The sequence below is a fragment of the Shewanella zhuhaiensis genome, from assembly GCF_022484835.1.
GTDB lineage: Bacteria > Pseudomonadota > Gammaproteobacteria > Enterobacterales > Shewanellaceae > Shewanella > Shewanella khirikhana.
Genome location: NZ_JAKUDL010000002.1, coordinates 525,704 through 538,793 on the forward strand (window position 1 = coordinate 525,704; position 13,090 = coordinate 538,793).

Below are 13,090 nucleotides of genomic sequence, written 5' to 3' on the forward strand. Positions count from 1 at the left end.
ATGGCCGGGCGAGCGCATTCTACACTTGTCATACCGACGCAATCGGAACCCGGATACATGCTAGAAAACACGCGATATTTCGAGACGCTGCACAGCAGTTATGGCCAATATTTCGAGATAGATAAGCTGCTTTATGAGCAGAAAACCAGCCAGTGGCACCTGTCGATATTTGAAAATGCCCGCTTCGGCCGGGTGATGGCCCTCAATGGCGCCATTCAAACCACCGAGGCTGACGAATTTGTCTATCACGAAATGCTGACCCACGTGCCGGTTTTGGCCCATGGCAAGGTAAAAAGCCTGCTTATCATCGGTGGTGGTGATGGTGGCATGCTGCGTGAAGTGGTGAAACACAAAGGTATTGAGCGTATCGTGATGGTTGAGATTGATGGCGCCGTGGTGGATATGTGTAAAACCTGGCTGCCAAATCATTCTGCCGGCGCCTACGACGACCCAAGGGTTGAACTGGTTATCGCCGATGGCATGAACTATGTTGCCACCACAGATGCGCGTTTTGATGTGATTATTTCAGACTGTACCGATCCGGTTGGCCCCGGTGAGGTGCTGTTCAGCTCCGATTTTTACGCGGGCTGCAAACGCTGCTTAAATGAAGGCGGCATTTTTGTGGCGCAAAACGGTGTGCCTTTTATGCAGGTAGAATCCCTGCAGGACACTGTGCGTCGTATGAGCAGTTATACCCGGGAATGCTGGTTCTATACCGCCGCCGTTCCCACGTACATTGGTGGCACCATGGCGTTTGCGTGGGCTACCGACAATCTGGAGGCGCGCAGGCTTGAGCTTGCAACCCTCGAGGCGCGTTTCAACGAGTCTGGGATCAGCACCCGTTACTACACGCCGGCTTTGCATCAGGCAAGCTTTGCTTTGCCAAAATACGTCGAACAGGCGATCCGGTCAGCCATGACCGTGACCGCATAATATCTCTCTTTTTATAGGCACAATTGAGATGAACGAATGGTCTATTGACGACGCCCGCGCCGGGTACAACGTTGCCCACTGGAGCCAGGGTTTTTACGGGATTAGCGACGAGGGTGAGGTGACTGTCTCCCCGGACCCCAAAAATCCGTCTTACAAGATTGGCTTGAATGCGCTGGCCAAAGACATGGTGAAAGCCGGTGTGAGCCTGCCTGTACTGGTGCGTTTCCCACAAATTCTGCACCACAGGGTGGATCACCTGTGCCAGATGTTCAATCAGGCCATTCAGAAATACGACTATCAGGCAGACTACCTGCTGGTGTACCCCATCAAGGTGAACCAGCAGCAGACCGTGGTGGAAGAAATCCTGGCAAGCCAGGTGAGCAAAACCGTGCCTCAGCTGGGTCTGGAAGCCGGCAGTAAGCCTGAGCTGATGGCGGTACTCGCCATGGCGCAAAAGGCCAGCTCGGTGATCGTATGTAACGGTTACAAAGACAAAGAGTACATCCGTCTGGCGCTTATCGGTGAGAAGCTGGGTCACAGCGTTTACATCGTGCTCGAGAAAATGTCCGAGCTGCAGATGGTGCTGGATGAGTCCAAGAAGCTTGGCGTTACTCCTCGTCTGGGTCTGCGTGCCCGTCTGGCGTTCCAGGGCAAGGGCAAGTGGCAGGCAAGCGGTGGCGAGAAGTCCAAGTTCGGTCTGTCTGCCTCGCAAATTCTCAAAGTGGTTGAGCGTCTGCAGGAAGAAAACATGCTCGACTCGCTGCAGCTGCTGCACTTCCACCTGGGCTCGCAAATCGCCAACATCCGCGATATCCGCCACGGTGTAGGCGAAGCGGCGCGCTTCTACTGCGAACTGCGTAAACTCGGCGCCAAGGTGAACTGCTTCGACGTGGGCGGCGGTCTTGCGGTTGACTACGACGGCACCCGCAGCCAGTCAAACAACTCGATGAACTATGCACTGGCAGAATACGCCAACAACATCGTCTCTGTGCTGACTGACGTGTGTAACGAAAACGAGCAGCCAATGCCACGGATCATCTCCGAGTCTGGCCGTTACCTGACTGCTCACCACGCAGTGCTCATCACCGACGTTATTGGCACCGAAGCCTACAGCCCTGAAGTGATCCCGGCGCCTGCCGAGGATGCATCTCAGCTGCTGCACAATATGTGGCGCAGCTGGAATGAAATTAGCTCGCGTCTGGATCAGCGTGCCCTGATTGAAATCTATCACGATACTCAGTCAGACATGGCTGAAGCCCAGTCTTTGTTTGCCCTGGGTCAGCTTAGCCTGGCCGACCGCGCCTGGGCCGAGCAGTGCCACCTGGCGGTGTGCCATGAGCTGCAGGGGCTGATGAATGCCCGTAACCGTTATCAGCGCCCGATCATCGATGAGCTGAACGAAAAGCTGGCCGACAAGTTCTTCGTGAACTTCTCGCTGTTCCAGTCGCTGCCGGATGCCTGGGGTATCGATCAGGTGTTCCCTGTGCTGCCGCTGTCTGGTCTGGACAAGGTGCCTGAGCGTCGCGCCGTGATGCTGGATATCACCTGTGACTCCGACGGTATTGTTGATCAGTACGTGGACGGGCAGGGCATTGAAACCACATTGCCGGTACCAGCCTGGTCAGCAGAAGACCCATACCTGATAGGTTTCTTCCTGGTGGGTGCGTATCAGGAAATTCTGGGCGACTTGCATAACCTCTTTGGCGATACCAACTCAGCTGTAGTGCGTATTGACGATGAAGGTCAGACCAACATTGAGTCTGTGCTCGCCGGTGATACCGTGGCCGACGTGCTGCGTTATGTAAACCTCGATGCGGTGTCCTTTATGCGCACCTACGAGGAGCTGGTGAACACCCATATCGTTGAAGATGAGCGCGCGATGATCCTCGATGAGCTTCAGGTTGGTCTTAAGGGCTACACCTATCTGGAAGACTTTTAACGACTAACAAGGCAAGGTGAATACAGGCCGGGAGCCAAGGGCAGTTGCCCTCCCGGCCCTCAGGTAGAGTAAAGATGTTTTTTGAAGGCTCAGAAAAAAAAATAGAAGTTATCGTCACGCCACAGTTTGGCTCCCTGCGGGCGCTTGGGCGTGAGTTTTGGACAGAAATGGTGGCATGCGCCAATGCCGAAATTCTCTCCAGTATCAGCAATGAAAAATGCGATGCATACCTGCTCAGTGAATCCAGTCTATTTGTCTGGGACGACAGATTCCTGATGCTGACCTGCGGCACCACCACCCTGGCAAATGCCGTGGTGCGCTTTATCGAACGTGTCGGCGCCGACCATATCGCCTTCGCCAGTTATCAGCGTAAAAACGAGTACCTGTCGCACCTGCAATGCAGTGCTTTCAGCGACGACTTGACCGCCATTCGTGCACTCCTGCCCGGAGATGCGTTCCGTATAGGCCATCTGGACTCGCATCACCATTATATTTTTACCAGCAGCCAGCCCTACGAGGCGGCAGCAGACGATCACACCAGCGAGCTCTTGATGTACCACATCCGTGGTGAGGTCGCTGATTACCTGCGCAGCGAACAGCAAAGCGCCGCTGAAATCCGTCGCTTACTGCAACTCGATGCCATGCTGCCGGGTTTTGTGTTCGATGATTTCCTGTTCGAACCATTTGGCTATTCCATCAACGGCATTCGTGGCGATCGCTATATGACCATTCATATTACGCCGCAGGAAAACAGCTCCTACGTAAGCTTTGAAACCAACTTGCCGCTGGAAGGTGACTATCGGCAGATTTTCTCGCGCCTGCTGAGCATTTTGAACCCCGGCAGCTGGGATGAAATTGGCTTTAATGCCGAGCGCCACACCGAGAACTACCCGGCGCATTTATGCCTTGGCAGCTGCAGCTTGGCCATGGCGCAGGGTTATAAGGTCGAATTCAGCCACTATCAGCAGCTGTGTCACGAAGTGCTGATCCCGGAAGCCATGTGATTTTTACAAAGCTGGCCAACGGCGCCGTATCTCAGTAATTGCTTAAATAATTGCCAAGTGCGCATTTGGTGGGATAAAAAACAAAAGCCGACGTCACAGTCGGCTTTTTTGTTGCCCGTCAAGCGGCTAGAATGCCTCAAACGATACTGTGCCCATAAGGATTTACCATGACAGATCTGAGCGACATCCGCCGTGAATACACCAAAGGGGGACTCAGGCGCAGCGAGCTGCCCACCGAGCCCATGGCACTCTTTGAACGTTGGATGGAGCAGGCCAAGGAGGCGCAGCTGTCAGATCCCACTGCCATGTGCGTGGCCACAGTGGATGAGCAGGGCCAGCCGTATCAGCGGATTGTGCTGCTTAAACGCTTCGACGAGCAGGGCTTTGTGTTTTTCACCAACCTTGGCAGCCGCAAAGCGACTCAGCTTAAACAAAATGCCCATATCAGCTTGCTGTTCCCCTGGCATCCACTCGAACGTCAGGTGGCTGTGACCGGCATCGCCGAGCAATTGTCGACCGCTGACGTGCTCAAATACTTTATGACTCGTCCGAAAGATAGCCAGATCGCGGCCTGGGTATCTGCACAGTCATCCAAGCTCAGTGCCCGCCAGGTTCTGGAAGCCAAGTTTATGGAAATGAAGCAAAAGTTTTCCAGCGGTGAGGTGCCTCTGCCGTCATTTTGGGGCGGTTATCTGGTTCGCCCCAGCAGTATTGAGTTCTGGCAGGGGGGCGAACACCGCCTACACGACCGCTTCCTGTACAGCAAAGAGGCCGATGGCTGGCAGATTGACCGTCTGGCGCCCTGAGGGCTTACAGCGGGGTGACGTTCTCGGCCAACAGACCCTTTTGGCTCTGAACCACCATAAAACTGACTTTTTGTCCTTCTTTCAGGGTGCGACGACCCTGGGAGTTGATGGCGCGGTAATGGACGAACACATCGGTCTCGTCCTCGCGGCGCAAAAAGCCAAAGCCTTTTTCATCGTTAAACCATTTTACCGTGCCTGTTTCCGGAATTGCTGACATCACTCGCTCCTTTGCGGGTTGGATTAGGGAATTGCTGGCCTCAGGCTAACGGCCTTTTATTGCAACCAATTGACAGCCAACTGGTGCATTTCGGTCTAGAGTAGTATCAGACCTGCGCATCCGGGGCTTGCAAAGCCGGGGAATAACCCCGCAAGATAGTTAAGCAATTACCTAAATACACAAGGAGATAAGTGATGTTTATCCGTACTCTTTCTGCTGCAGCCCTGATGGTGACCAGTCTTGGCGCCTTTGCGGGCTGGCAGGTAAACAGCGACGCCTCCAACGTAAGCTTCGTGTCGGTGAAAAAAGGCGACGTTGGGGAAGTTCACCGATTTAAAGCTTTGCAGGGCAGCCTGAACGATACCGGCGAATTTGCGCTGACCATTCCCCTGGCTTCGGTGGATACCGGCATTGAAATTCGTGACGAGCGCATGAAAACCATGTTGTTTGAAGTAGAGCAATTTCCCTCGCTCACACTTTCTGCGAAAATAGACAAAGCTGCGGTGGATGCGTTGCCGGTGGGGCAAATTCTGCAGCTGGAATTACCTGCCGAGATTTCACTGCACGGTAAAACCGACAAGGTGAATGTGGATGCCACAGTGGCGCGTCTTGCCGATAATCGTTTGCTGGTGACCAGCCGTGGTATGGTGATGGTTAATGCCGGTAATTTCGGTCTGACCGGTGGGGTGGAAAAACTGCGTGAAGTCGCGGGTTTGTCTGCCATCAGCAAGGCAGTACCGGTTTCTTTTGTTTTGGTGCTTGAAAAATAAACGGATTGCAGCGCTTTAAGGAAGAAGACTTGATTTTGTTCCATACTGAATGAGTCGGGACATTCCCGACAAAGACATGCAATACGGGATTTGACATGGTCACAGATAAAGACGGTTATACGCATCTCATCCAATACCTGACGGAGAATCTCGGGCTGTTCGAAACCCCAGAGGGGCAGGGGCTGTCCGATGAAACCGTAATGGAGCTGTTTGAAGAGCAGTTGTCTGCGCAAATCATCATGGTCTGTGGCCAGAATCCCGAGCTGTCCTTTGCCCAGCGCAATATGATCATCCGCGAGGTCGATGCCATTGTGTATGATCTCGAAGAGATTTTGGCGCATGTGGGTAAAAAGAAAGCCACGCCGGAGCAAACGCACTTTATTTCGGATTTCTCGGGACTTATCAAAAACCTGTTCGATCAGGAAATCGTTAAGCTCACCGCCTGATGCGTCCCCGTCGTGGCCCATTTTCCAAGGGAGGGGCCATGATAAGCATTGAAACCGGATTCGAACACGACACCCTGGCCGTTCGTGCCTCGGGTGTTATCTCTCCTGAAGACTATACCGAGGTGCTGGTGCCGGCACTGGAAGCGCGCCTGCGTGACCATGCATCGGTGCGTCTTTGGTATCAAATCGACGACAAGTGCCGCGGCATGCGGTTATCTTCCCTGTGGCAGGACTTTCTGCTGGGTGTGTTTCATCTCGATGATTTTCGCTGTGTGGCCATCGTCACCGACCGGCCGCTGTTTCGGCGCATGGGGGAAATCATGGCGATTTTTTTGCCCTGTCCGGTCAAGGTGTTTGCCCAGGAACAGCAGCAACACGCCCGTGAGTGGCTGGCCCAAAAAGGCTGAATCGTTCGTTCCTGATTGGTAATTGCAGCGGCTTTCCGTTATGGTGTCTTTGGTCAGACACCATGAATACCTATTTGTAATCATAATGTTTTCAGGATGTTATCTATGTTTCGATCCGGGATTGCCCTCATTCTTTTGTCTTTGTCTGCATCGGCGCTGGCAGATAAAGCTGTCGTTGGTCAAACTACAGAAATCCATCTGCCTGGCGCAGGCCTCGCCATGACAGCCCGGGTTGATACCGGTGCTTCTGTCAGCTCCATTCACGCCTTTGATATCGAAGTGGTGGGCGGCGCCGGCAAGAAAATGAAGGACGATATTGGCAAGCTGGTACGCTTTTCCACCGAAAATGCCAAAGGTGAAACCCAGCGCCTCGAAGCGCGTATCGTGAAGGTGAGCACTGTCTCCAACTCTCAGGGCACCGAGAGCCGCTATGCGGTGGATCTCGAACTCTCCCACGACAAGGATGTCCGCAGCATTCGCGTCAACCTGCGAGATCGTGGCCATATGGACTACAAACTGCTGCTGGGGCGCAATTGGCTCGAGGATACCTATGTGGTGGATGTGGCTGAAAAGAATGTGATTGGCCCGCGCGCACCCATTCATATTGTCGAAGCGGATTTGACCATAGATACCCGTATCGACACAGGTGCGGTGGAAAACAGCCTGCATGCTGTTGATTTAAAGATTGAAAATGAAAACAAAACCGATATGGAAGCCAATGTCGGTAAAAAAATCAGCTTCACCACCGCCAATGAGAAGGGGGAAAGCCGCCGGGTGCACAGCCGGATTGTGGAAACATCGCTTATCCGCAACGCCCAGGGCAGTGAAATCCGTTACATGGTGGAGCTGACGCTGGGTGAGCCCGGTAAAGAGTTCAAGGTGAAGGTGAACCTGAAGGACAGAACAGATATGACCCATAAGCTGCTGATTGGCCGCAACTGGCTGCAAGGGCATTATCTGGTCGATGTAAGCCTGTAACTACTCCACCAGAGGCAGACGGCAATCAATCAGGGTTGCCACTGCCAGGGTGGGCAGCTGCGAGAGACTGCCGCCAAAGTGCTGCGACAGCCACATAGACAGCTCTTCGAGTTCTGTTGCAATCGCCGCCGCACCTACACCCTGACGTTCGAAGCGAAGAATACAGTCGCTGCCATCTTTTTGAATATCGATATTGATATTACCCGCAAAGCTTACAGCATCGTTGCCGCCAAGGCTTATCAAAAGCCGCATCAGCCCAAGGCTCAGCAGCGCCAGTTGCCAACCTTCAAGCACGGTCACCAACCTGCGCTCGCCGCTTAAGTGAATTTCGATGTGACGGCTGGCAAGCTCGGCCTTAAACAGGGTTTTCAGCGCCTCCAGTACGTCAAACGGCACAGCTGCCTGGCCCCCTTTATGCTTGCCGGCCAAGACATCGAGCAGTCGCAGACGCTCAGCCTGTTCGCTGAGATTATCTCTTAAGCTGTCGAGGCTTGCCTGACTGCTGCAGGCGCGGGAAAGGAGCGCATCCTGCTCGTGGGCTATCAGGGCTACCAGATCGCGATACCAGGCTTTCACCAGCCGCCGCTCGGTCTGCCAGGCATGGTCACGAATATCGCTGCGGGCGACTTCTGTGTCTTGTTGGCCGAGGGAAAACTCCGCTTGCCTCAGCATGGTATCCAATTTGAGCCGCTCTTTGGTGGACTCTTCCAGCGCGCTTTCCAGCTGGCTGACCCGGGTTCGCAGTTCATTTTCCAGTCGTTTACGGCTTTGAATATCAAAGGCGATGGCGCCGATGCCGCGCAGGTTATCGTCTTCATCGCGGATGGCAAACTTGGTCATCTGAAACCTGAGCTCGCCGAGGCGGGTCGGCAATACTTCTTCGTATTGCAGCGGCGCATCCTGTGACACCACCCGCTGATCGCTCTCGGTGTAGCTTTGCACCAGGTCTGAAGAGAAAATTTGATGGTCGGTAGCGCCTACCACCCGGTTACGATCCAGGCCAATGGTTTCACAGAATTTATCGTTCACCAGCACATAGCGGCCAGAGATGTCTTTGATATAAATAAGGTTGGGTGAGGACTTCAGCAGCGCCAGCAGGTGCTCTCTGTGGGCAAGTAAATCCTGCTGGGCTTCGCGTTGCACCTCGAGTTGCTGCTCGAGGGCGAGGTTTGATGCATCAAGGCTCGCCATGGCAATTTCAAGCTGGCGGGTGCGGGCCACAAAGGCGCTGGCAAGTACGCCAATCTCATCCTGACGGTCACCGGCTTCCAGTTCAAGGTAGGCGGCATCATTGGATTTAAGCGCGCCGACCATGCGGGCCAGCGGCCGGATAAACAGTCGCTGCTGGATCAGGAACATCAACGCCAGCGCTATCAACTGAGCCAGCAGCAAATAAAGCCCGGCTCGCTCGGCAAGCAGCATCGCCTCGTGCTTGAACGAGGTTTTGGGGGTAACAGTAACCACTTTCCAGAAGGTGCCCGGCATTCGGTATACCGATATCAGGCTGGCTTCGTTCAATACCGGGTCGGATTTGATTTCCAGCGTCCCTATCAGCTCGGCGCTTTTGGGCTGGCCGCGGGCGGCATTATTGATAATGGCTTCGAACATCTTGCGCTGCAGAGGGCCGCTGCTGGGGGCTAGGGCGGAAAATTGCTCTTGGGTAATGATAAGGTGCTCGTGGGCGCTGCCGATAAAGGCTTTATCTGCGGTATCAATCATTTCAGCCAGCGGCGCAAACTGACTGAAACGCGAGTACAGGGTACCCAGGTTGGCGCTCGTCATGTTTTGTGGTGAATCGCCCACGGTTCCAGGCAAGGGGAAAGAGAGGATTTGGTTGAACTGATCCAGCAGCATCACATAGCCACCCATTTCGTGGCTGGCAGCATTCACCAGATGGGTGAGGCTGGTGAGGCTGACATCAATAGTGGCCGCGCCCTGAAACTCATGGTCTTCCCAGATGGGCACTGAGGCAGTGACCATGGATTCCTGGGTATAAGGGTCAACATAGGATGGCGACCAGAACACCCGCCCGGCGGGGAACAGGCGCACAGGCTTGTACCAGTTTTCTTCCAGATAGCCGCGGCCTGAGTCGTAGCCATCGTTCTTTCTGAGTTGCCCAAGCATATCGCGAACCCAGAAAAAGCTTTTTGCCTGATTATCGTCGCCAAGGGGATGGGCCGATTCGGGCCAGATCCCGCCACTGGCAATTACGTCCCTGTGCTCGGGAAGTGACAGCAGCCCGGGGATGGTTTCATCAATCACCTGCACGGATTTACGTTGGGTACCGGCAACGTCGGCGATGGCGATGACCAGGGTGTCGAGCTGTGCGGTGAGATCGTGTAGCTTGGCCAACATCAATTGGCCCTGGGAGAGGTTGAGATTCAGCTCTTGTTGCAGGCGCTCTTCTTTGAGGGTGCCCAGCATGATCCATAAGGTGGCGACCAGCAAAATAGCCGCAACCAGTGTCTGCAGCAGACCGACCCGGAAGGGCAGGCTGTTGCGCCACTTGGGATGAATTTGCCGTGACACTGAGGCCTTGGATTGATTCATGGCAGTGCCGGTTCCTTGGGCTTACTGGGTGTCCAAAGATGTCAGTCTACTGGATAATCTGTTGTTTGCCATTAGCTTAAAGTAAAAAAGGCACCCGAAGGTGCCTTTTACTGTGTGCCTAGATTTTCAGGCCGACCAGCAATTGGTCGAGTTTCTCGGCGGTGGCATGCAGCTCATCACAACCGGAAACCGACTGATTGGCCGATTGCTCCACGTCGTGAGACTGATTGCGGATTTCCATCAGGTTACCGGCAATTTCGTTGGCAACGGCAGATTGCTCTTCGGCAGAGGTGGCTATCAGCACGCTCATTTCAAACACCTTGGCGCTATGATGGGCAATGCTGTCGAGATCTTCACCGGTTTTAATCACATGCTTTTTGCCTTCCTCGGCCTGATCGACAGTGCGTGCCATCACCTGGGTGAGGTTACGCGAGCCACTTTGCAGCGCTTCAATCATGGATTTGATTTCCACCGTGGCAGCCTGGGTGCGGCCAGCGAGGGTACGCACTTCATCGGCCACCACAGCAAAGCCGCGGCCTTGTTCACCTGCACGGGCAGCCTCAATGGCCGCGTTGAGCGCCAGCAGGTTGGTTTGCTCGGAAATCGCATTAATGGTGGTGACTACCTCATCGATGCGGCTGGCGTTGTCGTTAAGCACGGTTACCGCATCCGAGGCATTGGCAATCTCGTTGGACAGCTCGCCAATGGCGCCTACCGTGGTGGCAATGTCGGCAGAGCCGGCGGCTACCTGTTGGTTGGCGTCCTGGGTTTCCTGGGAGGAGCGCTCGGCGTTACTGGCCACTTCACGCACGGCGGCGGTCATTTCTTCCATGGCGGTGGCCAGGGAGTCCAGATGCGCACGCTGATTGGCAGCAAGCGACTGGCCGCTGCGGGCATTTTCACGGAACGAGCCCACCACAGAGCGGATCTGCGAGGTGGCATCGCTGATGTTTTTCACCAGATTATGCTGACGCTCAACCAGAGTATCTATGCTGATGGCGAGAATACTGAACTCATCTTTCACTTCAAAAAAGTTAAGCCGGCTGGTCAGGTCCCCATCGGCCGCCCGCTTAAGAGCCATCACAGTGGTGTAAAGGGCGCCGCCGACGAAGGTGGAGATGTAATAGCTGCAAAAAAAGATGATGATAAGCGCCACTGCCACAGCGCCACCGACAAACAACAGGTTATCGTCGGTGGAGAGCGTGGCGCTCTTGGCCGAGAAATCCTGCACTGTGACATATTGTGAGCTGCCAACGGCACTTACTGCCTTGTATTGACCGCGCTCTTGCAGGCTGCCGCCGCCACTGCGGGCGAGTTGGGCGCTTTTGCCATCAAGGCTTCCCACTGGCACCACCCGGGCGTCGGCCTGGATACTTTGCAAAAAGGCCTGCTGCTTGTCCTGGGGGATAAAATTCAGCGCCTGGCTTACCACTTGATTGGTCTGGTTTGCCTGTGCACTGGCCCGCTCGAGATGGCTCTCCAGCAGGGTGTCACTGAAGCGCAGATTCAGCACAAAGGCCAGCGCAAGCAGCATCAGTACGGGAACGATTGCCAGAATGGCAAATTTGGTTTTGAGCGTCATGTGGATGAGATACTGATCTATCCAACGAAACTTCACTTCTTTCATCGATTACCTCAAATAGGCATGGCTGCGTGTGACCCTATGTTTATCGGTCCCCTGATTGGGAACTTTATTGTTGCAGCCGGTTTATGCTTGTGGATGAATACTTTTTATTCAATATGTTGTCGTAGAGTATTCATAGCATAGAGCACAGCTCTCAATTTTACATCTCACCAACATGGCTCGCCAGTGACCTGGTAAGTAAAAAACAGGACTCAGGTGCAAAATTACGCACATCATATTGAAAAATGCATCGGAAAATACGGGTTTTTTTCCTGATGTAAGCCGATTTATGCCTAGTCAAATGCACTTGGCTGCCGTAAAATTTCCCTCTTTTGTTATTTTTGACAAATTAAGCGGCAAAGAACGTCGACATGTCGTGAATTCCCCTGGCAAAAGGCCAATGGGGGGCAAATGCAGTGGAAGAGAAAATGCAGCAATTAACAGAGATTGTGGAACAGGCTCTGGCCGCCATTGAACAGGCGCCGGATCTGAAAGTTCTGGACGATATTCGGGTTGACTATCTGGGCAAAAAAGGCCGGATCACCGATATGATGAAACTGATGGGCACCCTGAGCGCAGAAGAAAAGCCCAAGTTTGGTCAGGCGGTTAACGACGCCAAGCAGGCAGTACAGAAAGCCCTGTCTGAGCAAATTGATCAGTTCAAGGCCCGCGAACTGGAAACCAAGCTGGCCGCAGAGCAAATCGACGTGACTCTGCCCGGACGCACCTTGGAAAACGGTGGTCTGCACCCGGTAACCCGCACCATAGAACGTATTGAATCCTTCTTCGGTGAACTTGGCTTTACCGTAAAGCACGGCCCTGAAATTGAAGATGACTTCCACAACTTTGATGCACTGAACATTCCTGAGCATCATCCGGCCCGTGCCGATCACGACACTTTTTACTTTAATCCCAAGGTGATGCTGCGTACCCAAACATCGGGCGTGCAAATTCGCACCATGGAAAATGAGAAGCCACCGCTTCGGATCATCTCACCGGGCCGTGTGTATCGTAACGACTACGATATGACCCACACCCCAATGTTCCATCAGGTGGAAGGTCTGCTGGTAGACGAGCACGTCAACTTTGCCGAGCTCAAGGGCATACTGCACGACTTCCTGCGCAACTTCTTTGAAGAAGATTTGCAGGTGCGCTTCCGTCCATCTTACTTCCCCTTTACCGAACCCTCGGCCGAAGTGGACGTGATGGGCAAAAATGGCAAATGGCTCGAAGTGCTGGGCTGCGGCATGGTACACCCCAACGTACTGCGCAGCGTGGGCATCGACCCTGAGAAATATTCCGGTTTTGCTTTTGGTATGGGCGTTGAGCGTTTGACCATGTTGCGCTACGGCGTAAACGATCTGCGCGCCTTCTTCGAAAACGACCTGCGTTTCCTCAAGCAATTCAAATAACGGA

The 13,090-nt window shown here is 53.9% G+C and carries 12 protein-coding genes; 9 read left to right on the top strand and 3 right to left on the bottom strand.

The genetic code is table 11. The features are described from left to right. Positions 1–57 precede the first annotated feature (57 nt). The 4 genes from speE (at position 58) to pdxH (ending at position 4,682) form a co-directional block, all read left to right on the top strand. The gene (gene speE / locus MJ923_RS07985; protein ID WP_240590633.1) at positions 58–933 is read left to right on the top strand and encodes a polyamine aminopropyltransferase; all 876 of its coding nucleotides are present in this window, start codon (positions 58–60) and stop codon (positions 931–933) included. Between the two features lie 28 nt (positions 934–961). After that, complete coding sequence (gene speA, locus MJ923_RS07990; RefSeq protein WP_126167105.1) at positions 962–2,872, top strand: biosynthetic arginine decarboxylase; 1,911 nt, start codon at positions 962–964, stop codon at positions 2,870–2,872. A 74-nt stretch (positions 2,873–2,946) separates the two neighbouring features. After that, positions 2,947–3,876 (top strand): S-adenosylmethionine decarboxylase proenzyme, encoded by a 930-nt coding sequence (locus tag MJ923_RS07995; RefSeq protein ID WP_240590634.1) that lies wholly within the window; start codon positions 2,947–2,949, stop codon positions 3,874–3,876. A gap of 167 nt (positions 3,877–4,043) precedes the next feature. After that, on the top strand, positions 4,044–4,682 hold the full coding sequence (gene pdxH / locus MJ923_RS08000; protein ID WP_240590635.1) for a pyridoxamine 5'-phosphate oxidase: 639 nt from the start codon (positions 4,044–4,046) through the stop codon (positions 4,680–4,682). Positions 4,683–4,686: 4 nt separating this feature from the next. Here pdxH and MJ923_RS08005 read toward each other — a convergent pair whose 3' ends face one another. Beyond that, the gene (locus MJ923_RS08005) at positions 4,687–4,899 is read right to left on the bottom strand and encodes a cold-shock protein (RefSeq protein WP_240590636.1); all 213 of its coding nucleotides are present in this window, start codon (positions 4,897–4,899) and stop codon (positions 4,687–4,689) included. A gap of 194 nt (positions 4,900–5,093) precedes the next feature. On the opposite strand from MJ923_RS08005, the gene MJ923_RS08010 reads away from it, so the two are divergent. The 4 genes from MJ923_RS08010 (at position 5,094) to MJ923_RS08025 (ending at position 7,500) form a co-directional block, all read left to right on the top strand. Further along, positions 5,094–5,669, top strand: coding sequence for a YceI family protein (locus MJ923_RS08010; RefSeq protein ID WP_240590637.1), 576 nt, complete (start codon positions 5,094–5,096; stop codon positions 5,667–5,669). Positions 5,670–5,764: 95 nt separating this feature from the next. Next, on the top strand, positions 5,765–6,115 hold the full coding sequence (locus MJ923_RS08015) for a DUF3802 family protein (protein ID WP_126167100.1): 351 nt from the start codon (positions 5,765–5,767) through the stop codon (positions 6,113–6,115). 38 nt (positions 6,116–6,153) lie between these two features. Next, on the top strand, positions 6,154–6,522 hold the full coding sequence (locus MJ923_RS08020) for a SpoIIAA family protein (protein ID WP_240590638.1): 369 nt from the start codon (positions 6,154–6,156) through the stop codon (positions 6,520–6,522). A gap of 105 nt (positions 6,523–6,627) precedes the next feature. Then, positions 6,628–7,500: a putative ATP-dependent zinc protease gene (locus tag MJ923_RS08025; protein WP_240590639.1), complete on the top strand. Its 873-nt coding sequence runs from the start codon at positions 6,628–6,630 to the stop codon at positions 7,498–7,500. On the opposite strand, the gene MJ923_RS08030 is transcribed toward MJ923_RS08025, so the two are convergent. Both MJ923_RS08030 and MJ923_RS08035 read right to left on the bottom strand, forming a co-directional pair. Next, positions 7,501–10,050, bottom strand: a complete 2,550-nt coding sequence (locus tag MJ923_RS08030) for a PAS domain-containing protein (protein ID WP_240590640.1) — start codon at positions 10,048–10,050, stop codon at positions 7,501–7,503. Positions 10,051–10,168: 118 nt separating this feature from the next. Beyond that, the gene (locus tag MJ923_RS08035) at positions 10,169–11,677 is read right to left on the bottom strand and encodes a methyl-accepting chemotaxis protein (protein WP_240590641.1); all 1,509 of its coding nucleotides are present in this window, start codon (positions 11,675–11,677) and stop codon (positions 10,169–10,171) included. Between the two features lie 425 nt (positions 11,678–12,102). Here MJ923_RS08035 and pheS point away from each other — a divergent pair, with 425 nt between their 5' ends. Then, positions 12,103–13,086, top strand: coding sequence for a phenylalanine--tRNA ligase subunit alpha (gene pheS / locus MJ923_RS08040; RefSeq protein ID WP_126167095.1), 984 nt, complete (start codon positions 12,103–12,105; stop codon positions 13,084–13,086). The last annotated feature ends 4 nt before the right edge of the window (positions 13,087–13,090 follow it).

Coding starts and splice junctions, on each gene's coding strand:
- speE (WP_240590633.1), top strand. CDS start 58: ATGCTAGAAAACACGCGATATTTCGAGACGCTGCACAGCAGTTATGGC.
- speA (WP_126167105.1), top strand. CDS start 962: ATGAACGAATGGTCTATTGACGACGCCCGCGCCGGGTACAACGTTGCC.
- MJ923_RS07995 (WP_240590634.1), top strand. CDS start 2,947: ATGTTTTTTGAAGGCTCAGAAAAAAAAATAGAAGTTATCGTCACGCCA.
- pdxH (WP_240590635.1), top strand. CDS start 4,044: ATGACAGATCTGAGCGACATCCGCCGTGAATACACCAAAGGGGGACTC.
- MJ923_RS08005 (WP_240590636.1), bottom strand. CDS start 4,899: ATGTCAGCAATTCCGGAAACAGGCACGGTAAAATGGTTTAACGATGAA.
- MJ923_RS08010 (WP_240590637.1), top strand. CDS start 5,094: ATGTTTATCCGTACTCTTTCTGCTGCAGCCCTGATGGTGACCAGTCTT.
- MJ923_RS08015 (WP_126167100.1), top strand. CDS start 5,765: ATGGTCACAGATAAAGACGGTTATACGCATCTCATCCAATACCTGACG.
- MJ923_RS08020 (WP_240590638.1), top strand. CDS start 6,154: ATGATAAGCATTGAAACCGGATTCGAACACGACACCCTGGCCGTTCGT.
- MJ923_RS08025 (WP_240590639.1), top strand. CDS start 6,628: ATGTTTCGATCCGGGATTGCCCTCATTCTTTTGTCTTTGTCTGCATCG.
- MJ923_RS08030 (WP_240590640.1), bottom strand. CDS start 10,050: ATGAATCAATCCAAGGCCTCAGTGTCACGGCAAATTCATCCCAAGTGG.
- MJ923_RS08035 (WP_240590641.1), bottom strand. CDS start 11,677: ATGAAAGAAGTGAAGTTTCGTTGGATAGATCAGTATCTCATCCACATG.
- pheS (WP_126167095.1), top strand. CDS start 12,103: ATGCAGCAATTAACAGAGATTGTGGAACAGGCTCTGGCCGCCATTGAA.